The 20,358-nt window shown below is 69.0% G+C and carries 23 protein-coding genes; 10 read left to right on the forward strand and 13 right to left on the reverse strand.

From position 1 onward, the window contains the following. Positions 1-301 precede the first annotated feature (301 nt). Genes VM306_RS35320 through VM306_RS35335 form a run of 4 tightly spaced genes read left to right on the forward strand, consistent with a single transcriptional unit; the run spans position 302 to position 4,282 of the window. Entirely contained in the window at positions 302-1,084 is a 783-nt protein-coding gene (locus VM306_RS35320) for a GNAT family N-acetyltransferase (protein WP_325522738.1), read from the forward strand. A 36-nt stretch (positions 1,085-1,120) separates the two neighbouring features. Further along, positions 1,121-2,560, forward strand: coding sequence for a GuaB1 family IMP dehydrogenase-related protein (locus VM306_RS35325; RefSeq protein ID WP_325522740.1), 1,440 nt, complete (start codon positions 1,121-1,123; stop codon positions 2,558-2,560). A gap of 1 nt (position 2,561) precedes the next feature. Next, positions 2,562-3,515, forward strand: coding sequence for an ABC transporter ATP-binding protein (locus tag VM306_RS35330; protein WP_325522742.1), 954 nt, complete (start codon positions 2,562-2,564; stop codon positions 3,513-3,515). After that, entirely contained in the window at positions 3,512-4,282 is a 771-nt protein-coding gene (locus VM306_RS35335) for an ABC transporter permease (protein ID WP_325522744.1), read from the forward strand. The genes VM306_RS35330 and VM306_RS35335 overlap by 4 nt, the downstream gene beginning before the upstream one ends. Before the next feature lie 54 nt (positions 4,283-4,336). Here the strand turns inward: VM306_RS35335 and VM306_RS35340 are convergent, their stop codons facing one another. Both VM306_RS35340 and VM306_RS35345 read right to left on the reverse strand, forming a co-directional pair. Beyond that, entirely contained in the window at positions 4,337-5,629 is a 1,293-nt protein-coding gene (locus VM306_RS35340; protein WP_414672494.1) for a PhoH family protein, read from the reverse strand. Positions 5,630-6,026: 397 nt separating this feature from the next. Continuing rightward, the gene (locus VM306_RS35345; RefSeq protein ID WP_325522746.1) at positions 6,027-7,277 is read right to left on the reverse strand and encodes a DUF885 domain-containing protein; all 1,251 of its coding nucleotides are present in this window, start codon (positions 7,275-7,277) and stop codon (positions 6,027-6,029) included. Positions 7,278-7,500: 223 nt separating this feature from the next. Between VM306_RS35345 and VM306_RS35350 the strand changes: the two genes are divergently transcribed. Both VM306_RS35350 and VM306_RS35355 read left to right on the forward strand, forming a co-directional pair. Next, entirely contained in the window at positions 7,501-7,794 is a 294-nt protein-coding gene (locus tag VM306_RS35350; RefSeq protein ID WP_325522748.1) for a hypothetical protein, read from the forward strand. Positions 7,795-7,887: 93 nt separating this feature from the next. Next, a complete protein-coding gene (locus tag VM306_RS35355) occupies positions 7,888-8,163 on the forward strand; it encodes a hypothetical protein (RefSeq protein WP_325522750.1) in 276 nt (91 codons plus the stop codon). Between the two features lie 54 nt (positions 8,164-8,217). Here VM306_RS35355 and VM306_RS35360 read toward each other — a convergent pair whose 3' ends face one another. Further along, on the reverse strand, positions 8,218-8,997 hold the full coding sequence (locus VM306_RS35360) for an isoprenyl transferase (RefSeq protein WP_325522752.1): 780 nt from the start codon (positions 8,995-8,997) through the stop codon (positions 8,218-8,220). 77 nt (positions 8,998-9,074) lie between these two features. Here VM306_RS35360 and trhA point away from each other — a divergent pair, with 77 nt between their 5' ends. Continuing rightward, a complete protein-coding gene (gene trhA / locus VM306_RS35365) occupies positions 9,075-9,746 on the forward strand; it encodes a PAQR family membrane homeostasis protein TrhA (protein WP_325522754.1) in 672 nt (223 codons plus the stop codon). 80 nt (positions 9,747-9,826) lie between these two features. On the opposite strand, the gene VM306_RS35370 is transcribed toward trhA, so the two are convergent. Beyond that, the gene (locus VM306_RS35370) at positions 9,827-11,221 is read right to left on the reverse strand and encodes a class II fumarate hydratase (protein ID WP_325522756.1); all 1,395 of its coding nucleotides are present in this window, start codon (positions 11,219-11,221) and stop codon (positions 9,827-9,829) included. A gap of 62 nt (positions 11,222-11,283) precedes the next feature. On the opposite strand from VM306_RS35370, the gene VM306_RS35375 reads away from it, so the two are divergent. Next, positions 11,284-12,252, forward strand: coding sequence for an NAD(P)/FAD-dependent oxidoreductase (locus tag VM306_RS35375; protein WP_325522758.1), 969 nt, complete (start codon positions 11,284-11,286; stop codon positions 12,250-12,252). Between the two features lie 22 nt (positions 12,253-12,274). Here VM306_RS35375 and VM306_RS35380 read toward each other — a convergent pair whose 3' ends face one another. Beyond that, positions 12,275-12,736: an Lrp/AsnC family transcriptional regulator gene (locus VM306_RS35380; RefSeq protein WP_325522760.1), complete on the reverse strand. Its 462-nt coding sequence runs from the start codon at positions 12,734-12,736 to the stop codon at positions 12,275-12,277. Between the two features lie 110 nt (positions 12,737-12,846). Between VM306_RS35380 and VM306_RS35385 the strand changes: the two genes are divergently transcribed. After that, positions 12,847-13,788 carry a Glu/Leu/Phe/Val dehydrogenase dimerization domain-containing protein gene (locus VM306_RS35385; RefSeq protein WP_325522762.1) on the forward strand — a complete coding sequence of 314 codons (942 nt, stop codon included), beginning with the start codon at positions 12,847-12,849 and terminating at the stop codon, positions 13,786-13,788. Between the two features lie 55 nt (positions 13,789-13,843). Here VM306_RS35385 and VM306_RS35390 read toward each other — a convergent pair whose 3' ends face one another. The 8 genes from VM306_RS35390 to VM306_RS35425 all read right to left on the reverse strand — a co-directional run bounded on the left by VM306_RS35390 (position 13,844) and on the right by VM306_RS35425 (position 19,348). Continuing rightward, positions 13,844-14,254 (reverse strand): L,D-transpeptidase, encoded by a 411-nt coding sequence (locus VM306_RS35390; protein WP_325522764.1) that lies wholly within the window; start codon positions 14,252-14,254, stop codon positions 13,844-13,846. 77 nt (positions 14,255-14,331) lie between these two features. Next, a complete protein-coding gene (locus tag VM306_RS35395; RefSeq protein ID WP_325522766.1) occupies positions 14,332-14,850 on the reverse strand; it encodes a L,D-transpeptidase in 519 nt (172 codons plus the stop codon). Positions 14,851-15,020: 170 nt separating this feature from the next. Next, positions 15,021-15,791, reverse strand: coding sequence for a serine protease (locus tag VM306_RS35400; protein WP_325522768.1), 771 nt, complete (start codon positions 15,789-15,791; stop codon positions 15,021-15,023). Between the two features lie 132 nt (positions 15,792-15,923). Beyond that, entirely contained in the window at positions 15,924-16,964 is a 1,041-nt protein-coding gene (gene glpX, locus VM306_RS35405; RefSeq protein ID WP_325522770.1) for a class II fructose-bisphosphatase, read from the reverse strand. A 66-nt stretch (positions 16,965-17,030) separates the two neighbouring features. Next, positions 17,031-17,264 carry an exodeoxyribonuclease VII small subunit gene (locus VM306_RS35410; protein ID WP_325522771.1) on the reverse strand — a complete coding sequence of 78 codons (234 nt, stop codon included), beginning with the start codon at positions 17,262-17,264 and terminating at the stop codon, positions 17,031-17,033. Next, positions 17,261-17,605: a hypothetical protein gene (locus tag VM306_RS35415; RefSeq protein WP_089949705.1), complete on the reverse strand. Its 345-nt coding sequence runs from the start codon at positions 17,603-17,605 to the stop codon at positions 17,261-17,263. The genes VM306_RS35410 and VM306_RS35415 overlap by 4 nt, the downstream gene beginning before the upstream one ends. Next, positions 17,595-18,845, reverse strand: a complete 1,251-nt coding sequence (gene xseA / locus VM306_RS35420) for an exodeoxyribonuclease VII large subunit (RefSeq protein WP_325522775.1) — start codon at positions 18,843-18,845, stop codon at positions 17,595-17,597. Before xseA ends, VM306_RS35415 begins: the two co-directional genes overlap by 11 nt. Next, positions 18,842-19,348: a lipid droplet-associated protein gene (locus VM306_RS35425; RefSeq protein WP_325522777.1), complete on the reverse strand. Its 507-nt coding sequence runs from the start codon at positions 19,346-19,348 to the stop codon at positions 18,842-18,844. Before VM306_RS35425 ends, xseA begins: the two co-directional genes overlap by 4 nt. Positions 19,349-19,411: 63 nt before the next feature. On the opposite strand from VM306_RS35425, the gene VM306_RS35430 reads away from it, so the two are divergent. After that, a complete protein-coding gene (locus VM306_RS35430) occupies positions 19,412-20,356 on the forward strand; it encodes a 4-hydroxy-3-methylbut-2-enyl diphosphate reductase (protein ID WP_325522779.1) in 945 nt (314 codons plus the stop codon). The last annotated feature ends 2 nt before the right edge of the window (positions 20,357-20,358 follow it).

Consider the following 20,358-nt stretch of genomic DNA (forward strand, 5'->3'; position numbering starts at 1 on the left):
GCCGGGCTGCTTGGGCTGCTGGCAGGCCGCTGGGACGTTGACGGCCGCCAGGCCGCGCGTTGCGAGGGCGGTCGGCTCGACCTGCCTGGCAGGCCACCCACCAAGCCTCCTCGCCCCGCCGTGCCCGCTCGCCGCTCCTTCCGCCAGCCCGCCATGCCCACCCGGCTCGGCCGCGTCCGCCAGCCCGCCATGCCCACCCGGCTCCGCCGCGTCCGCCAGCCCGCCGCGCCCGCCCCCACCCACCCGCTCCCACCCGTAATTCGCGTGCGGCCCCTCCCCGCTCGCCAATACCGTCAGGCCAGTGACCGACGCGGCCGCGCTCCTCCGCGCGTTCGCCGACCAAGCCCGCTCCGCCGAGTGGACGTCCCGCGACCCCAACGCCACCGTCGACCGCGACGGACCGGTGTTCCGGGTGTCCTGGCCGCACCGGCGAGGGTTCGTCGCGGGGCCGCCCGACCTCGGCGTCACCGGCCGGGAGCTGGACGAGCTCATCGCACGGCAGCGCGACTTCTTCGCCGCGCGCGACCAGTCCGCCGAGTGGAAGACCTGGGGGCACGACACCCCGGCCGACCTGCCGGAGCGGCTCGTCGCGGCCGGGTTCCACTCGGAGGGCCGGGAGACCGTGCTCATCGGACTGGCCGAGGAGATGGTCGCGCCCGTCCACCTCGACGGGATCACCCTGCGCGAGACCAGGGACGCGGCCGACATCGAGAGACTGGTGGCTTCGTCGAGCGAGGCGTTCGGCAAGGACGTCAGCTACCTCATCCCCTACCTGACCGACAAGAAGGACGACCCGGACACCGTCATCGTGGTCGCCGAGACGGGGGACCGCCGCGTCGTCTCGTCCGCGCGGCTGGAGGTCGTGAACGGCACGGAGTTCGGCGGTCTCTGGGGTGGCGGCACCGTCCCGGAGTGGCGCGGCAGGGGCATCTACCGGGCGCTCGTCGCCCACCGCGCGAAGGTGGCGCTCACCAGGGGCGTGAAGTACCTCCAGGTCGACGCCACCGAGAACAGCAGGCCGATCCTGGAACGCCTCGGGTTCGTGGCCGTCACCACGACGACCGGGTACGCCCTGGAACCGTGAGGCCCTGCTGAGACGCTGCGGGTATCGTGGAAGCACGTGCGGTTCATCGAAGGGCATCGACCCTCTTACGACCTGACCTACGACGACGTGTTCCTCGTTCCCGGCCGCAGTGCCGTGGAGTCCCGGTTCGGCGTCGACCTCTCCACTTCGGACGGCACCGGGGCCACGATCCCGATCGTCGTCGCGAACATGACGGCCGTGGCCGGGCGGCGGATGGCGGAGACCATCGCGCGGCGCGGCGGGATCGTCGTCATTCCGCAGGACGTGCCGACCGAGGCCGTCGCGGAGATCACCTCGTGGGTCAAGGAGCGGCACCCGGTCTGGGACACCCCGCTGACGCTCACCACGGGCGACGCGGTCGCGGACGCGTGGAACCTGCTGCACAAGCGGGCTCACGGCGCCGTGGTGATCGTGGACGACGGAGGGCGGCCCCTCGGTGTCGTTGACGAGGCGGCGCTCACGGGCGTCGACCGGTTCGCGCGTCTCGGCGACGTGATGAACACCGACGTGCTGAAGCTGTCCCTCGGCACCAAGCCGCAGGAAGTCTTCGAGAAGCTCCACCACAGCGCGCACAAGATCGCGCTGGGCGTCGACGGAACCGAACGGCTCAGCGGTGTGCTGACCGAGCTCTCGGCACTCAGGGCCGAGGTCTACAAGCCCGCGACCGACGACGACGGCAGGCTGCGGATCGCCGCCGCGGTCGGGGTCAACGGCGACGTCAGGGCCAAGGCCGAGGCGCTGCTCAAGGCCGGTGTGGACGTTCTCGTCGTGGACACCGCGCACGGGCACCAGGAAAAGATGATCACCGCGCTCAGGGCGGTCAGGGAGGCGAACCCCGGCGTGCCGATCGCGGCGGGCAACGTCGTCACCGCGGAGGGCGTGCGGGACCTGGTCGAGGCCGGCGCGGACATCATCAAGGTCGGTGTCGGGCCGGGCGCGATGTGCACCACGCGCATGATGACCGGCGTCGGGCGGCCTCAGTTCAGCGCCGTCGCGGAGTGCTCGGCCGAGGCCCGCAGGCTCGGCAAGCACGTCTGGGCCGACGGGGGCGTGCGGCACCCGCGCGACGTGGCGCTGGCGCTGGCCGCGGGTGCCAGCAGCGTCATGGTCGGCAGCTGGTTCGCCGGCACCTACGAGTCGCCGGGCGACCTGCAGCGCGACGAGCGCGGAAACCTCTACAAAGAATCGTTCGGAATGGCGTCGAAACGCGCTGTGACGGCCCGGACGCGGAGCGACAACGCTTTCGACCGCGCCAAGAAGGGGTTGTTCGAGGAAGGGATCTCTACGTCGAAGATGCGCCTGGACCCGGTGCGCCCGAGCGTGGAGGACCTGCTCGATGCGATAACCTCCGGCGTCCGCTCGGCCTGCACGTATGCCGGCGCGAACTCGTTGGAGGAATTCCACGTCAAGGCTGTTCTCGGCATCCAGTCGGCGGCTGGGTTCGCGGAAGGGCGGCCCCTGCCAGGGGGATGGTGAGATGGACGACGCGGTCGAGGTAAGAGAACTCCGCAAAATCTACAAACCAGGACAAAAACCAGCGGTGGACGGGTTGAGCTTCACCGTCCGCCGCGGTGAGGTCTTCGGTCTGCTCGGCCCGAACGGCGCCGGCAAGACGACCACCGTCGGCGTGCTGACCACGCGCGTCCGCCCCACCGCGGGGCAGGCACTCGTGGAGGGCGTCGACGTGGTCGCGGACTCCAAGCGCGCGCGGCAGCTGCTCGCCGTCGTGCCGCAGCGCAACAACCTCGACCGCTCGCTCAACGCGCGGCAGAACCTGCTGTTCCACGCGGCCTACCACGGCATCGGGCCGAAGGAACGCCAGGAGCTCGCCGACGACATCCTCGAGCGGATGGGTCTGAAGGACCACGCGAAGGCGCTCGTGGACACGTTGTCCGGCGGTCAGGCGCAACGGCTGATGATCGCCCGCGCGCTCATGCACCGCCCGAAGGTGCTGTTCCTCGACGAACCGAGCACCGGCCTCGACCCGCAGGCACGGCTCTTCGTCCACGAACGCATCGCCGCCCTGCACGCCGACGGTGTCACGGTCGTGCTGACCACGCACGACATGGACGAGGCCGCCAAGCTGTGCGACCGCGTCGGCATCGTCGACCACGGCAAGCTGCTGACACTCGACACGCCGGACGAGCTCACGAGGAGCCTGCCCGGCAGCAACACCGTCAGCGTCACGGTGAGCCCGAACGGCCACGAGCCCGCCAAGATCACCCAGGCGCTGTCCGAAGTGGACGACGTGCAGCGCGTCGAGGAGCTCGGCGCCATGTTCCGCGTCTACACCGACGCCGACACAGCGGCCACGTTGCCCGCGGTGCTGAACGTGTTGCGCGACCTCGACGTCGTCGTCAGCGACGTCGCGATCGGCAAGCCCAGCCTGGAGGACGTCTTCATCCACCTGACCGGCAGGGAGCTGCGGTGAGCCAACTCAGGACGTTCCAGGCGATCCTGTGGCGCGACGTCTTCGTCACGGGCCGCGAGCTGCCGAGCTTCCTCGCGCAGGTGATCATCCAGCCGTTCTTCACCCTCTTCATCTTCGCGAAGGTGCTGGGGGACATCGGGTACGTCCAGGGCGACTTCGCCCAGGTGCTGCTTCCCGGCATTATCGCGATGAACGGGTTCCTGGGCGCGTTGCAGAACACGACGCTGCCGCTGGTGCTGGACTTCTCGTGGACGCGGGAGATCGAGGACCGGCTGCTCGCACCGATCTCCATCCCGCTCGTCGCGGTCGAGAAGATCGTGTTCGGCGCGATCCGCGGGTTCTTCGCGGCGATCCTGATGGTGCCGGTCGGGTTCTTGATGCTCGACGTCTCCTGGGCCTGGGAAGGCGTTCCCGGCGCGCTGCTGGTGGTCATCCTCGGCTGCCTCGCCGGCGGGAGCGTCGGCATGGTCGTCGGCACGTCGGTGCCCGCGCGCCGGGTCAACGTGATGTTCGCGGTCATCCTGACCCCGTTGCTGTTCACGGGTTCCTCGCAGTTCCCGTGGAGGTCCCTGGGCGGTGACCTGCTGTGGTTCAAGGTGGTCTGCGCGCTCAACCCGCTGACGTACGTGAGCGAGGGCATGCGCGCCGAGCTGGTGCCGGGCGTGCCGCACATCCCGCTGCCGATCGTGCTGCTCGTGCTCGTCGTCGCGATCGCGGGCTTCGGCGGCCTCGGCCTGCGCGGGTTCATGAAGCGCGCGCTCGACTAGGAGCAGAAGGAAAACGGCCCCGCAACGAAAGCGGGGCCGTTTCCTTTCACGACACTAGGAGGCGTAGTCCTCCAGCATCTCGGTGACGAGCGCCGCGATCGGCGAACGCTCCGAGCGCGTCAGGGTGACGTGGGCGAAGAGCGGGTGGCCCTTCAGCTTCTCGATCACCGCCGCCACGCCGTCGTGCCGGCCGACCCGCAGGTTGTCGCGCTGCGCCACGTCGTGCGTCAGCACCACCCGCGAGTTGCTGCCCAGACGCGACAGCACGGTCAGCAACACGTTGCGCTCCAACGACTGCGCCTCGTCGACGATCACGAAGGAATCGTGCAGCGAGCGACCGCGGATGTGGGTGAGGGGCAGGACCTCGAGCATCCCTCGGTCCATCACCTCTTCCACCACCGCCTGGCTCACCAGCGCGCCGAGGGTGTCGAACACCGCCTGCGCCCACGGCCCCATCTTCTCGTTCTCGCTACCCGGCAGGTACCCGAGCTCCTGGCCACCGACCGCGTACAACGGCCGGAACACCACGACCTTCCGGTGCTGCCTTCGTTCCATCACCGCCTCGAGGCCGGCGCACAGCGCCAGCGCCGACTTGCCGGTGCCCGCACGTCCGCCCAGCGAGACGATGCCGACATCGGCGTCGAGCAGCAGGTCCAGCGCGATCCGCTGCTCGGCGGACCTCCCGTGCAGTCCGAACGCCTCCCGATCCCCGCGCACCAGCCTGATCTGCTTGTCCGCGGTCACCCGGCCCAGAGCGCTCGACGTGCCCGCCAGCAACCGCAGTCCGGTGTGGCAGGGCAGTTCGGCGATGTGCTCCAGGCCCTCGTACTGGGTGGGGTCGACGACGCTCTCCTTGAACAGGCCGTCCACGAGGGACTGGGGAACGTCCAGATCGGACATCCCCGTCCAGCCGGACAAGGTGACGTCGTGCGCCCGGTACTCCTCCGCCGGCAGGCCGACCGATCCGGCCTTGACCCGCAGCGGCATGTCCTTGGTCACCAGGGTGACGTTGCGCCCCTCAGCAGCGAGGTTGAGGGAGCAGGCGAGGATTCGGGCGTCGTTGGAGTCCGTTCGGAAACCTGATGGCAACACCTCCGGGTCGGAGTGGTTGAGCTCGACGTGCAGGGTGCCTCCCAGATCCCCGATGGGGATCGGCGAATCGAGGCGACCATGCCGCAAGCGCAGGTCGTCGAGCAGGCGCAGGGCTTCCCTCGCGAACCAGCCCAGTTCGGGGTGGTGGCGCTTGCCCTCCAGTTCGCTGATCACCACGAGCGGGAGCACGACCTCGTGCTCCGCGAAACGGGTGGCGGCGAGTGGGTCGGACAGCAGTACCGACGTGTCCAGCACATAGGTCGTGATGGCTGGGGCGGCGGACTTGCGCCGGGAGGAAGAACTGCGCAATGAGCCTGAGGAACGGCTCGCGGGACGTCGTGCGTTCACGGCAACTCCCTCACGAACGCGGCACCCGCGTCCGCTCCTCGCTGGGCCAGGCACCACCCTGATCGGTCGTCTCGCCGTCCGCCGAAGCGTCAGGCAGGTCGACCACGAGGGCCGGGTGCCGGCCCCCTCGCGACGTCGTCTGCCACGATCAGAGCCTCCCTGCGCGGTCCGCAGTGGTCGCGTCCCGCCGGTTTCGAAGTTACCTGTGGAAGTGCCCCAACGGCACGAAGCCACACAGGTGAATCCGAACTTGTCATCTCCCGGAAAGCAGCGCGAAACGTGACCGCAGCCGTGTTCGCGCTGGTCAGGTGCTGTTCTCGTGGTCGTTGCGCGCCAGCCAGGACACACCGGTCCCGATCTGGTCCTCGAGCGATCGCGGGACGAGCGGCTCGTCGAGAAGTCTCAGATAGCGGGAGTCGAGCGTCTCTCCAGGCGCGCGGACGTCCAGCCAGGCCCTGACGAGACGGGCTCCCTCGACGTACGTCGTGGTGTACGCGCGCCACAGAGGATCCGCCAGAAACCGGACCATCTGCCGCGCGCGACGCTCGGGAACCAGCAGCCACCTGCGCAGATGGGCGACGACGTCGTCCTGGTCCGAGCCCTGGTCGTGGAGCATCAGAGCCGCGTCCTGCCGCACCGTGAGCAGGCCCGACGCCGCCGACTCGACCTTTTCGGACAGTTCGCCGTCCATTCGCAACCCGAGGTCGCCGAAGATCTGCTCCGTCCACACTCCCCAGCCGGGCCCGACCGCGGCGTGCAGCCCGAGGTCGGCCATGCCCTCGGCCATCAGGCACTGCGGCGTGTTGATCAGGAAGATCGACTGCTCGGCGTGCCCGCGCTTGGCGACCAGGCCCGCGTCCTTGCGGCAGTGCTCGGTGTGGTGGCCCGGATAGGACTCGTGCGCGACCAGGTGCGGCAGGTTCGACATGCGGTGGCCCAGGTCGGCGTTGACCGCCACCCGGCTGCGGTAGCCGCCGAGGTAGTAGTTGAAGCCGCTCCACGGCTTGTCGGTGACGACCTGGTACTCGACGATCTCCTGCTCGGGCAGCGCGTACTTCTGTCGCACACGGTCCCGCAGCGCGCTGGAGACGGCCTGCACGGCGCCCTGGAGCCTGCGTGCGGGCACCTCGTCGGCCGCGCGGAAGGCGGTGAGGCGGTCGGCGAGCGATCCGGGACCCTCGAGCACCGCGTCGAGCTTGCGGTGGGCCTGCGCGTACGAGTCCTCGTCGCCGGGGCGGATGCGGACCTGGAAGTACTGCTCGACCTCGTCGACGAACGCGACGCGCTCCCCGTTGAGCTTGCGCGCGGTGCACTCCAATGCCCGCAGGTGCGCTTCGAGGAATTGTCTGCGCTGCTCAGGCAGGTCGCTGCCGGGTAGCTCCTTGCGCAGCAGCCGTGCGTGGCCGCCCAGCGCTCCGGGGTGCAGGCGCGGTTCGTTGTCGACGGCGCGGCTCAGGGCGGGGTCGCCGGTGAACGAGTCGACGAACCCGGACACGAGGCGCCCGAGCCGCAGCCCCAGCACCAGATATCCGCGAACCAGCTCGTCAGCGTCCATGAGTCGAAGAGCGTAGAGCGTCTACCACAGCGGCCCCCTCACGACCGAATGAAGAATCGAACATCACCTGAACGGGGAACTTTGTTGATCTTGCAGTCACACAATAGGAGTAATGGGCGCATGAAGTCAGATCCGCGGGGTAAATTTTTTGCGAGGCCCCACCGTCCGGAGATCCCCGAAGACTCCGGAAATGACGGGATGACCCGACATGAAGGAGAATGACGTGAAGAAGACCTTCGCAGTGGTCGCTGCCGCTGCTGCTCTGTCGCTCGCGTTCGCCCCGGCGGCCATGGCGGGAGAGGGCGACCACGACCACGACTACTACCACGGCTTCCACCAGGTCAACGGTTCGCTGCTGAGCGTGCTGAACGGCAACAACGTCAACGCCGTCGTCGGTGCCTGCGGCAACAACGTCGGTGTGCTGGGTGCCGCGGTGCCGATCAACTCGCCGAGCTTCACCGAGACCTGCGCCGCCGGCGGCATTGTGGACGGCGACGACGTCAACGTCGAGGGCTGATTTCCACTTTCGGATGAATATTGGTTCAGGGACGTCATTCCGTGACGTCCCTGAGCTGTTTTTGAATAGCAGTACCGTCCACGAGGAGAAGAAATGCTGAAGAAGGCGTGTGCCGCCGCGGTCGCGGCGGCGGGCTTCATGATGTTCGGCGCCACCGGTATGGCGTCCGCGGCGCCTGACGGCTTCGAGCAGGTGAACGGCTCGCTGCTGAGCGTGCTGAACGGCAACAACCTCGACGCCGTCGTCGGTGTGTGCGGCAACAACGTCGGTGTGCTGGGTGCCGCGGTGCCGATCAACTCGCCGAGCTTCACCGAGACCTGCGCCGCGGGCGGCGTCGTGGATGGCGACGACGTCAACGTCGAGGGCTGACGTTCCGCGTTGCACAAGGGGCGCCCACCTCGCGGTGGGCGCCCCTTCGGCGTCTCAGTTGCCGTACCTGCGGTGGCGCTTGGCGTACTCGCGCATGGCCCGCAGGAAGTCGGTGCGCCGGAAGCCGGGCCAGTAGGCCTCGCAGAACCAGAACTCCGAGTGCGCGGACTGCCAGAGCATGAACCCGGAGAGCCGCTGCTCACCGGACGTGCGGATGATCAGGTCGGGGTCGGGCTGCCCTGACGTGTAGAGGTGCTCCGCGATGTGGTCGACGTCGAGCACCTCGGCCAGCTCCTCGATGGTGCCGCCGCGCTCGGCGTGCGCGGTCAGGAGCTTGCGGACGGCGTCCGCGATCTCCTGACGCCCGCCGTAGGCGACGGCCACGTTGACCTGGATGCCGGTGCGGTCCTTGGTCTTGTTTGCGGCGGTGGTGAGGCGCTCGGCGTGCTCGGCGGGAAGCATGTCGATGGCGCCGACGTGCCGGACGCGCCACGGGTTGCCGTCCGCGGCGAGCTCGTCGGTGATGTCGGCGATGATGTCGAGCAACGGTGCGAGCTCCGCGGCGTCGCGGTTGAGGTTGTCGGTGCTCAGCATCCAGAGCGTGACGACCTCCACCTTGGCGTCACCGCACCACTTGAGGAGCTCGAGGATCTTCCGCGCGCCGGCCCTGTGCCCGTGCGCGACGTCGGTGAAGCCGGCCTCCCTGGCCCACCTGCGGTTGCCGTCGAGGACCACGCCCACGTGCTTGGGCACCTGTGTCCCGCTCAACTCGCGCCGGAGAATCCACTCGTAGAGGTGGATAGCGACGTCTTTCACACGGGTCCGGAGTGCCACGCCAGAAGAGCGTACGCCGTGCAAGCTTCATCACTGGGAAGCGGCCCGAAACCTACGGTCGCGTAACCTGGGGACCTGTGACCACTGGGACCACTCCTCCACAGCCCGGACTGCGGCCGCGCCTTCGTGGGTGGCTGCACCTCTGGTCGTTCGTAGCCTCGGTGGCGACGGGCGCGGCCCTCATCGCCGCCGCCGCGTCCACGGTGTCCGCGAAGGCCGCCCTGGCCACTTCGGTCTACGGCATCACCGTTCTGGGCCTCTTCGGCGTCTCGGCGCTCTACCACCGCGTGACGTGGCAGTCAGAACGCGTCCGCACGTGGATGAAGCGCCTCGACCACTCGATGATCTTCGTGTTCATCGCCGGCACGTACACACCGTTCGCCCTGCTGGCGATGAACCCCGGAACCGGCCGCGTCGTGCTCACGGTGGTGTGGATCGGCGCGCTTCTGGGCGTGACCCTCAAGCTGGCCTGGCCGCACGCGCCCCGCTGGCTCGGTGTGCCGATCTACATCGCCCTCGGGTGGGTCGCCATCTTCGTGCTGCCCGAGCTGCTGCACCACGCCGGCGTGGCCGCTTTGGTGCTGCTGCTGGTGGGTGGGGCTCTTTACACCGTCGGAGCAATCTTCTACGCGACTCGGTGGCCCAACCCGTGGCCGCAGGTGTTCGGGTACCACGAGTTCTTCCACGCGGCGACCGTGGTGGCGGCGATCTGCCACTACATCGCCATCTGGCTCGCGATGTACTCCTGACCGGCTGGGTCAGCTCCAGCCCGGCGGCGTGAACCTGGTGCCCTGATCCGGTGCCGGAAACCCGGCACCGGACCCGAGCGTCAACGGCCGCCGTGCGCCATGTGCAGCACGTCCAGGGCCGCGTCCAGCTGCTCCTCGCTGAGCTTCGAAGGCACGTGCCCGCGCTCCAGCACCACCTCGCGGATCGTCTTGCGCTCCTTCAGCGACTGCTTGGCGATCGACGCCGCCTCCTCGTAGCCGAGGTACCGGTTCAGCGGCGTCACGATCGACGGGGACGACTCGGCGTACTCCCGCATCTGGTCGACGGCGGGTTCGGTGCCCAGCAGGACCTTGTCGGCCAGCAGGCGGGCCACGGCGGCCAGCAGGCGGGACGACTCCAGGACGTTGCGGGCGATGACCGGCAGCATCACGTTCAGCTGGAAGTTGCCCTGGGAGCCCGCGAAGGCGACGGTGGCGTCGTTGCCGATCACCTGGGCCACCACCATCATCGTGGCTTCGGAGATCACCGGGTTGACCTTGCCCGGCATGATCGAGCTGCCCGGCTGGAGGTCCGGGAGGGCCAGTTCGCCCAGGCCGGTGCGAGGGCCGGAGCCCAGCCAGCGGAGGTCGTTGGCGATCTTGAACAGCGCCACGGCCGACGCGCGGAGCTGGCCCGAGATCTCCACCACGCCGTCCTGGGTCGCCTGGGCCTCGAAGTGGTCGCGGGCCTCGGTCAGGGGGAGGTTGGTCGCGGTCGCCAGTTCCGCGGCTACCAGGGCGCCGAACTCCTCGGGGGCGTTCAGGCCCGAGCCGACCGCCGTGCCGCCGATCGGGAGCTCGGCCAGGCGGGGGATCGATGCCTTGAGGCGTTCCACCGAGTAGCGGACCTGGGACGCCCAGGCGCCCGTCTCCTGGCCCAGCGTCACGGGTACGGCGTCCATCAGGTGCGTGCGGCCCGACTTCACCAGCGAGGACCACTCGGCTGCCCGTGACTCCAGGACGCCCAGCAGGTGCTCGAAGGCCGGGATCACGTCCGCGACGACTGCCTCGGTGGCGGCCACGCGCAGGGTTGTCGGGAAGGTGTCGTTGGACGACTGCGAGGCGTTGACGTGGTCGTTCGGGTGCACGTCGCGACCGAGGGAACGGGTGGCCAGGGTCGCGATGACCTCGTTGGCGTTCATGTTCGAGGACGTGCCGGAACCCGTCTGGAACACGTCGACCGGGAAGTGGGGGTCCCACTTGCCGGCGGCCACCTCGTCGGCGGCGGAGGCGATGGCCGAGGCCACGTCGTCGGGGAGGACGCCGAGGCGGGCGTTCACGCGGGCCGCGGCGCCCTTGAGGAGGCCGAGGGCCCTGATCTGCGCTCGTTCCAGGCCTCGACCGGAAATCGGGAAGTTCTCGACCGCGCGTTGGGTCTGGGCGCGCCACAATGCGTCGACCGGCACGCGGACCTCACCCATCGTGTCGTGCTCGACGCGGTACTCCTGTTCAGCCATACCTCCGAGTCTCTATCGTCGATCACAGCACTGCCACCCACCACTGGCAGAAGGGCCTTCTCATGGAGCGTGACATCGACCTCCTCATCGTGGGCGCTGGTCCCACGGGGTTGTTCGCCGCTTACTACGCAGGCTTCCGGGAGATGAACGTCGCCGTGGTGGACGCCCTGCCAGAACCGGGCGGCCAGGTCACGGCGATGTATCCGGAGAAGATGATTTTCGACGTCGCCGGGTTCCCGGCGGTCCGCGGGCGCGACCTCGTCAACGGGCTGGTGGAGCAGGCGGGGCAGTTCAAGCCCGACTACCTGCTCGGCCGGCAGGCGCGCACCTGCGAGTCCACTGAGGACGGTCTGCGGATCGGGCTCGCGGACGGAACGGTGATCAACACCAAGGCCGTGCTGATCACGGCCGGCATGGGCGAGTTCAACCCCCGTCCGCTGCCGGCGGGCAACGGGTGGCTGGGACGCGGCATGGTGCACTTCGTGCCCGTGCTGGCCGAGCACGCCGGGCAGCACGTCGTGATCGTCGGCGGTGGCGACTCGGCGTTCGACTGGGCGCTCGCGCTGCACCCGATCGCCGCCAGCGTCACGATCGTTCACCGCAGGGCCAACTTCCGCGCGCACGCCGCGACGGTGCGGCAGGTGCGGGAGCTCGGCGTCGAGATCATCACCGACGCCGAGGTGCTCGCGTTGCGCGGCGAACCTCTGTCCGAAGTGGACGTCAAGGTCAAGGGGGAGGACGTCAAGACGCTGCCCGCGCAGACCGTCGTCGCGGCGCTCGGGTTCACGGCCGACCTCGGGCCGATCGAGTCGTGGGGACTGGAGCTCGACCATCGCGCGGTCGTCGTCGACACCACGATGAAGACCAAGATCGACCGGATCTACGCGGCCGGCGACGTCGCGCAGTACCCCGGCAAGGTCAAGCTCATCGCCACCGGGTTCGGCGAGGCGGCCACCGCGGTCAACAACATCGCGGTGCTGCTCAACCCGTCGGCGCACCTCTTCCCCGGGCACTCCAGCGACGCCAGCTGACCGGCTGCCGAGCGCGTGGGGCTCACGCGCTCGGCAGCGGATCAGGGTCGTGCTTCGCCAGGTGCTGGAAGATGATCGACGTGCGGAAGCCGACGATCTCCTTGCGCGGGCTCAGCCGGTCGAACAGGAACGCGTGCAGGTGCTCGTTGTCCTGGGCGCCCACGTGGATCAGGAAGTCGTCGCTGCCCGCCATCACGAACACCGCCTGTACCTCGGGCAACCCCGCCGCGAACGTCTTGAAGTTGTCGATGACGACGCGGTTCAACGGCCGGACCTGCACGGACACCAGCGCCTGCACACCGCGGTTCAGCGCGGACGGCGCGATGTCGGCGTGGTAGCCGCGGATCACGCCGCGTTCGCGCAGCAGACGGGTGCGTTCCAGGCACGTCGACGGCGCCACGCCGACCTTGCGGGCGATGTCGCGGTTCGACTGCCGGGCATCGCGCTGCAGTTCCCGCACGATCGCCGAATCAAGTTCGTCCACGACACTCCCCAGCACTCCGCTGCCGAATAAGGTTCGACAAAGTATCTGCAAACCTGGCGATCACCCTAACTTCAGCCTCAGATCATGGCAGAAGTTCGGGAGGAACGCAGATGTGGGAACACGAACGTCTCGTCGTCCGCACGGGGAAGCGGTCGGGGATGACCACGATGGTCGCCCTGCACTCGACGGAGGCGGGGCCTGCGGTCGGCGGGTGCCGGATGAAGCCCTACGGGCAGATCACCGACGCCGTGGCGGACGTGCTGCGGTTGTCGAAGGCCATGACGCTCAAGTGCGAGGCGGCCGGGATCCCGCACGGGGGAGCCAAGAGCGTGGTCGTCGTCGACCGGCCGCTCACGCCGGAGCTGAGGCGGGAGGTCCTGCTCGACCACGCCGACCTGATCAACGAGTTCGGCGGCGCCTACCGCGCGGGACCGGACGTCGGCACCGGGCCGGACGACATGCTGGTGCTGAGGGAGCTCACGCCGTACGCGTACTGCCTGCCCGAGGAGCACGGCGGCACGGGGTCGTCGAGCGGGCCCACCGCGCGGGGTGTGCTGGCGGCGTTGAGGGCGGCTGCGGAGCACACCTTCGGCACCGCTGACCTCACCGGCAGGAAGGTGGTCGTCAGCGGGTTCGGCTCGGTGGGCGAGCTGATCGCGGAAGGGTTGGCGGGAGCCGACATCATCGTGTCCGATGTGGACGAGAGCAGGCGGGCGGACCGGTTCGGCTGGGTGCACCCGGACGAGGCGTACAAGGTCAAGGCCGACGTGCTCGTGCCCGCCGCGGTCGGCGGTGTGCTGAGCCCGGAGACCGTCAAGGAGCTGGACGTGCGGCTGGTCGTGGGGCCGGCGAACAACCAGCTCACCGACGACGGCGTCGCCGATCTCCTGGCGGAGCGCGGGATCGTGTGGGTGCCCGACCACGTCGCCAGCGCGGGAGGCGTGATCTACACGCTCGCCCGCGAGGACGACGGCGACGACCACGAGACCGCGTTGAGGAGGGTCGACCGCATCGAGGAGACGGTGCGGAGGCTGCTCGGACCACGTCGCTGAGCGCACGCGCTGCTGTCCACCGTCCCAACGGGACGGTGGACAGCGTGGGTTGGAATTACGGCAGGACCTGGACCTTCTCGCCGACCATCAGGTTGTCGTAGAAGACCTGCGAGGCGTCCCACGACATCCGGATGCAGCCGTGCGACTGGACCGCCGTGTCACCCTGGTGGAACGCGATACCGGTCGTGGTGAAGTACACCGCGTTCGGCATCGGGCCGTTGTAGGGGACACTCCAGTCGTTCTTCACCTTGCGCAGCACCGAGAACGTGCCCACCGGGGTCTCGTAGCCCGGTTTTCCGTGACTGATCGGCACAGGGCCGTAGCTCTTGTTGCCGTTGAAGACCAGCCACGCCTGGTTCGAGTGCTTCTCCAGACACGCTCCGTTGTAGACGGTGCATCCCGCCTGGGCCTGCGCGGGTACGGCAAAACCGAGGGTCAGGAGCACCGTCGCGATCAGAACTCGCATCTCTCATCACCCCTCGGTAGTGGAGTAGCCACCGCGAGGTGATCTGAATCATAGATTTGCGGAACCGCTGATGTTGATCAGGCGACGACCTGAACGGACTCGCCGATCGACAGGGTGGTGAAGTAGTACCGCGCCGACGCCGGGTCCAGGTGGATGCAGCCGTGCGACAGCTCGGCCAGCGAGCCCTCGTGGAACGCGATGCCGCTCTCGGTGAAGTACGTCGACCACGGCATGGGGCCGTTGTACGGCCTGCTCCACTCGTCCTTCACCTTGCGCAGCACGGGGAAGGTGCCGAGCGGAGTCTCGTACCCCTTGCGCCCGTGCGTGATCGCCACCGGGCCGTAAGCGATTTTGTCGCCACGCACGACCCACGTCCGGTTCGTGGAGAGCTGGATGCACGCGCCGTCACTGATGGTGCACGGCGTCGGCTTCACGACCGGCGGGGGCGGAGGCGGCGGGGGAGGGCCTCGGACGAGGACACCGGAGCCGACGGTGCCGGAGCCGGTGGCACCGGAGCCGACGAGGCCGAGGGCGCGACCGAAGACGAAGGTGGTGGCGTGGCGGGAGTCTCGGCGTGCACGGCCCCGTGCGTGCATCCCGCCACCGACATCAACGCGACCGCCACGAGCAGCATCCGCACGGCGAACCCCCTTGCTCGACCCATCCCTTGCCGAAGTAGACGGCAGGAGGGTCATCAGGGTTGCAACGCGGAGGACCCGCCTCCCATAACGGTGGGGAGACGGGTCCTCGGAATGCGTTTACCGGACTACAGACCGCCCACGTTCGAGCTGACCCAGGAGCGGTAGTACGCGACGTCCACGTAGATCGACGGCGCCTGGGCGCAGTTCGCGCCGCCACCGGAGCGGCTCGTCGCGCCGATCAGCTCCCAGCGGCCGGACACGGACTTCACCTGCGGGCCACCCGAGTCGCCGTAGCAGGCGCCCTTGTTGCCACCGGTGTTGTTCGTGCAGATCTCCGACGCGGCGGAGATGCCGGAGCACCGGCTGTCCGCGACGATCGACGTGTCGAGCTCCTGCAGGGTGACCGGGGCGCCACAGGCACCGCGGACCGGGCAGGTCTGGCCCCAGCCGATGATCCGGGTCGCCGTGCCGACCGCGCCGGACGACGTCGGGATGGTGATCGGGGCCTGGCTGACCGAGGTGTTGAGCTGCACCAGAGCCAGGTCGGCCGACGGGTGCGTGATGATCCGCGAGGCGCCGGTCGTGGTGCCGCCGCTGGTGCGGTTCGTGGTGCCGATCCGGGTGCGGATCGACGCCGCGGACGAGCCCTGGACGCAGTGCTTCGCCGTCACGACCCAGTTGGCCTTGATCAGCGAGGCGCCGCAGAAGTGGCTGCCGGAGGTGCTCTGCAGGGACACCATGAACGGGTAGACCTGCGAGGCGTTGGTGCCACCGACGATCATCGGCGAGACCTCGCCGTCGGCGGTGGGCGCGGGAGCCGCGGTGGCCGCGGCGGCGGAGGCGAGCAGAGCGCCCGCGGCCACGACGAATGCGGAGAACAACGAACGTGCCCTCATCGTTGAGTTTCCTTTCCTGAACCCGGCGCAGGGTTGCCGGGGTCAGGACGGAAACTAAGGACGAACCTGACAAGTCACTAGGGTCACTCGTCTGGTCACCGAGCGTTCACAGTTCACAGCGAAACGAGACGCCTACGGCAGCGGCTGCTGCACGTCCTCCGGCAGGTCGAAGTCGACCGAGGCGTATTCGCGCAGCTTGTGGAGGCTGTGGAAGCCGTCGATCATGCGCACGGTGCCGGACTTGGACCGCATGACGATCGACTGGGTCGTGCAGCCGCCCGCCCGGTAGTGCACGCCGCGCAACAGGTCGCCGTCGGTCACGCCCGTCGCGCAGAAGAAGACGTTGTCGCCGGAGACGAGGTCGTTCGTGGTGAGCACGCGGGACAGGTCGTGGCCCGCGCCGATCGCCTTCTCGCGCTCCTCGTCGTCCTTGGGCCACAACCGGCCCTGGATGGCTCCTCCGACGCACTTGAGGGCCGCCGCCGCGATGATGCCCTCCGGGGTGCCGCCGATGCCCACGAGCATGTCCACGCCGGACGTGGGGCGTGCCGCCGCGATCGCGCCGGCCACGTCGCCGTCCGAGATGAAGTGGATGCGGGCGCCGGCCTGGCGGACCTCCTGCACGATCTTCTCGTGCCGGGGGCGGTCCAGGATGCACACGTTCACGTCCGACACGTCGCTGTGCTTGGTCTTCGCGACGCGGCGGATGTTCTCGGCGATCGGCGCGGAGATGTCGATGACGTCGGCCGCCTCCGGGCCCACGGCGAGCTTCTCCATGTAGAACACGGCGGACGGGTCGAACATCGCGCCGCGCTCGGCGACGGCCAGCACCGCCAGCGCGTTGGGCATGCCCTTGGCCATCAGCGTGGTGCCGTCGATCGGGTCGACCGCGACGTCGCACTCGGGGCCCTCGCCGTTGCCGACCTCCTCGCCGTTGAACAGCATGGGCGCCTCGTCCTTCTCGCCCTCGCCGATCACGACGACACCCCGCATCGACACGGTGTGGATCAGCTTGCGCATCGCGTCGACCGCGGCGCCGTCACCGCCGTTCTTGTCGCCACGTCCCACCCACCGGCCCGCGGCCATCGCCGCCGCCTCGGTGACGCGCACGAGCTCCAGTGCCAGGTTCCGGTCGGGGGCTTCGCGACGTCGTTCCGCGGGGGTGTTCACCATTGCGCGCCTCCATGCGACTACTCAGCGTGCCGAATTTTTGATCGGCTGCTGAATCCTCGCACGGCCTCACGCGTCCGAAACGTCCTCCTCGACGACGGCGAGAGCTGCATCGATTCGTTCGCGCGCACCGGCGAGATGCTGCTCACACGTCTTGGCGAGGGCCTCGCCGCGTTCCCACAACGCCAGCGAGTCCTCCAGCGACAGTCCGCCGGCCTCCAGCCTGCGGACCACCTCGACCAGTTCGTCGCGGGCGGCTTCGTAACCCGGTGCAGTGTTCTCGCGGGTGGTTTCCGAACTCACGCGGATTGGCTCCTCAAGCGGCTCAGCACGGTCGCGACGGCCAGGTCGTAGCCGACCAGCGCCTCCGCGAACTCCTCACCGTCACCCTCTCGCACCGCCTCGTCGATGAGCGCCTCGGCCTCCGCGACGCGCCGGTACTGCACGGTTCCGGCGGTGGCCTCGCTCAGGTCGTGCAGCGTGAGGATCAGCGTGCGGCGGCCCGTGGTGTCGCAGTCGCCCACCATCGCCGTCCAGCACTCGGCCGCGGCCCGGTTCGCCGCCTCCGCCTTGGTGCGCAGGCCCGACCCGCACGAGCCGGCCGCCTCCATGGTCAGGGGCAGGAACACCGCATCACGCATCATCGGTACCTCCCCCTTCCGAATCGGCTTCCGGGCTCAGGACAGCGGCCCGCACTGCACCGTCAACGACGCGTACCCGCAGCTGTGTTCCGCTCGGGGCGTCCGTCACAGAACGCAGTACCCCGTCGGGCCCGTCGGGTGTGACGAGTTGCACGACGGCGTACCCGCGGGCCAGCGTGGCGGCTGGTCCGAGGGTCGTCAAGCGGGCTTTGGTCCCCGATAGGTGGACGTCTTCCCGATCGAGTCGTTGCGTGACCGCCCTGCGTCCTTGGTCCCGAAAACGCTTCACTTCCTCGGCACGGCGCTCCAGTGGGCCGTAAGGGTCCGAAAGTACCGGTCGCGAGCGCAGGGCGTCGAGCAGTTCGCGCTCCCGGCCGACCCAGCCGTGCAGCGCGCGCCGGCCCCGGTCGCGCATCTGCCGGACCCGTTCACCCTCCTCGGCGACATCGGGAACCACCCGTTTGCCTGCGTCGGTGGGCGTCGAACAACGCAGGTCGGCGACGTGGTCGACGAGCGGGGTGTCCGGTTCGTGGCCGATCGCCGACATCACCGGCGTGCGGCAGGCCGAGACCGCGCGGCACAGCGCCTCGTCGGAGAACGGCAGCAGGTCCTCCACGCTGCCGCCGCCGCGAGCGATGATGATCACGTCGCACTCCGGGTCCCTGTCCAGGGTGGACAGAGCGGTCATCACCTGGGTGACGGCCGTCGGACCCTGCACGGCGACGTTGACGACGCGGAAGTGCGCGCCGGGCCACCGGTTCCGCGCGTTCGTGAGCACGTCCCGCTCCGCCGCCGACGCGCGGCCGGTGATGAGACCGATCTTGTTCGGCAGGAACGGCGGCTTGCGCTTGCGGCGCGGGTCGAAGAGGCCTTCCGCGTGCAGCAGCTTGCGCAGGCGTTCGATGCGCGCCAGCAGCTCGCCCACGCCGACCGCGCGGATGTCGTCGGCGCGCAGGCTGAGCGTGCCGCGGTTCGGGTAGAAGCTGATCTTCCCGTGCGCGATCACGCGGCTGCCCTCCGTGAGCTGCAGCTCGCGGATCATCGAGGCGTTGCAGGTGATCGACATCGACATGTCGACGCTCGGGTCGCGCAGCGTCAGGAACGCCGTGGAGCTGCGCGCGTTGAGCTGCGTGACCTGCCCCTCGACCCAGACGTCGCCGAGCCTGTTGATCCAGTCGAGCAGCTTGCGCGCGACCGTGCGCACCGGCCACGGGTTCTCCGGTGTGGACTTCCCCTCGGTCACCGCGCCGGGTCGCTCGCGCTTTTGACCGTCAGGATCCGCCGGTTGAGCATGCCGACGAACTCGGGCCGTGCCTCGTGCGCCTTCTCGTAGCGCAGCAGCTCCTCCAGCTGCTCGACGTCCAGGTTCCGCAACCGGGCGCGCAGCTGGGCGATCGACAGCTCGTCGTAGGACGGGAGGAACTGCGGCACCTCGGCGATCGCGCGTTCTTCTTCCTCCCACGGGTCGTCGGCGGGAGTTTCCTGAGAAGTCGTGACGGGCGTCTCGTCCTCGTCGAACGTCGCCCACTCCGGCTCTTCCTCGGCAGGCCTCAGTCCGGAGAGGACGTCGTCGCCCTTGATGGCGAGTTCGGTCACATGCTGCTGCACGCGCATGGAGAGCTGCATGGCCTCGCTGACCACCGTCAACGGGAGTCCGGCGAGCTGCTGCGGCAGCCTGCGGGCCTGTTCGAGGGCGGTCGCGGCAAGGCCGGCGGCGACGCGGACACCCAATGGCAGTGGCTTCATGCCGTCTAGCCTGCCGCAACCGCGTCTGAAATGCCTAGGACCGTGCCTGGGTACCCTGGAGACATGCCCAAGCGAGTCCTGTTGGCGAAGCCGCGTGGTTACTGCGCGGGCGTTGATCGTGCCGTCGAGACGGTCGAGATCGCCCTCGAGAAGTACGGCGCACCTGTCTACGTGCGCAAGGAGATCGTCCACAACAAGTACGTCGTGGAGACCCTGTCCGACCGCGGCGCCATCTTCGTCAACGAGACCGACGAGGTGCCCGAGGGCGCACTCGTGGTGTTCTCGGCGCACGGCGTGTCGCCCGCGGTCCACGCGGAGGCGGAGCAGCGCTCGTTGCGCACCATCGACGCGACGTGCCCCCTCGTGACGAAGGTGCACAAGGAAGCGGTGCGGTTCGCGAAAGAGGACTACGACATCCTGCTGATCGGCCACGAGGGCCACGAGGAGGTCGAGGGCACCGCCGGTGAGGCGCCGGACCACGTCCAGCTCGTCGACACCGCCGAGGACGCCGCGACCGTCGAGGTGCGCGACCCCTCCAAGGTGATCTGGCTGTCGCAGACGACGCTCTCGGTCGACGAGACCATGGTGCGCGTCCGCCAGCTCAAGGACCGCTTCCCGGATCTGCAGGACCCGCCGTCCGACGACATCTGCTACGCCACCTCGAACCGCCAGACCGCGGTGAAGACGATGGCGCCGTCGTGCGACCTGGTGCTCGTCGTTGGCTCGAAGAACTCCTCCAACTCCGTCCGGCTGGTCGAGGTCGCGCTGCAGCACGGCGCCAAGGCCTCGTACCTGATCGACTACGCCAAGGAGGTCGACCCGGCGTGGCTCGAGGGCGTCGAGACCGTCGGCGTCACGTCGGGCGCGTCGGTGCCGGACCTGCTGGTGATGGAACTGCTGAAGTACCTGGAGTCGCAGGGCTACGGCGAGGTCGAGGAGATCACGACGGCGAACGAGAAGATCGCCTTCTCGCTGCCGCGTGAGCTCCGCAAGGACCTGGTCCGCTAGGA

Source organism: Lentzea sp. (genome assembly GCF_035525475.1).
Classification (GTDB): domain Bacteria; phylum Actinomycetota; class Actinomycetes; order Mycobacteriales; family Pseudonocardiaceae; genus Lentzea.

What these genes read in the sequence shown, in the direction of transcription:
- glpX (WP_325522770.1), bottom strand. Translation starts at nt 16,964, where the DNA reads ATGGTGAACACCCCCGCGGAACGACGTCGCGAAGCCCCCGACCGGAAC.
- VM306_RS35370 (WP_325522756.1), bottom strand. Translation starts at nt 11,221, where the DNA reads ATGGCTGAACAGGAGTACCGCGTCGAGCACGACACGATGGGTGAGGTC.
- VM306_RS35390 (WP_325522764.1), bottom strand. Translation starts at nt 14,254, where the DNA reads ATGCGAGTTCTGATCGCGACGGTGCTCCTGACCCTCGGTTTTGCCGTA.
- VM306_RS35400 (WP_325522768.1), bottom strand. Translation starts at nt 15,791, where the DNA reads ATGAGGGCACGTTCGTTGTTCTCCGCATTCGTCGTGGCCGCGGGCGCT.
- VM306_RS35330 (WP_325522742.1), top strand. Translation starts at nt 2,562, where the DNA reads ATGGACGACGCGGTCGAGGTAAGAGAACTCCGCAAAATCTACAAACCA.
- VM306_RS35355 (WP_325522750.1), top strand. Translation starts at nt 7,888, where the DNA reads ATGCTGAAGAAGGCGTGTGCCGCCGCGGTCGCGGCGGCGGGCTTCATG.
- VM306_RS35425 (WP_325522777.1), bottom strand. Translation starts at nt 19,348, where the DNA reads ATGAAGCCACTGCCATTGGGTGTCCGCGTCGCCGCCGGCCTTGCCGCG.
- VM306_RS35415 (WP_089949705.1), bottom strand. Translation starts at nt 17,605, where the DNA reads ATGATGCGTGATGCGGTGTTCCTGCCCCTGACCATGGAGGCGGCCGGC.
- VM306_RS35385 (WP_325522762.1), top strand. Translation starts at nt 12,847, where the DNA reads ATGTGGGAACACGAACGTCTCGTCGTCCGCACGGGGAAGCGGTCGGGG.
- VM306_RS35430 (WP_325522779.1), top strand. Translation starts at nt 19,412, where the DNA reads ATGCCCAAGCGAGTCCTGTTGGCGAAGCCGCGTGGTTACTGCGCGGGC.
- VM306_RS35345 (WP_325522746.1), bottom strand. Translation starts at nt 7,277, where the DNA reads ATGGACGCTGACGAGCTGGTTCGCGGATATCTGGTGCTGGGGCTGCGG.
- VM306_RS35395 (WP_325522766.1), bottom strand. Translation starts at nt 14,850, where the DNA reads ATGCACGCACGGGGCCGTGCACGCCGAGACTCCCGCCACGCCACCACC.
- VM306_RS35375 (WP_325522758.1), top strand. Translation starts at nt 11,284, where the DNA reads ATGGAGCGTGACATCGACCTCCTCATCGTGGGCGCTGGTCCCACGGGG.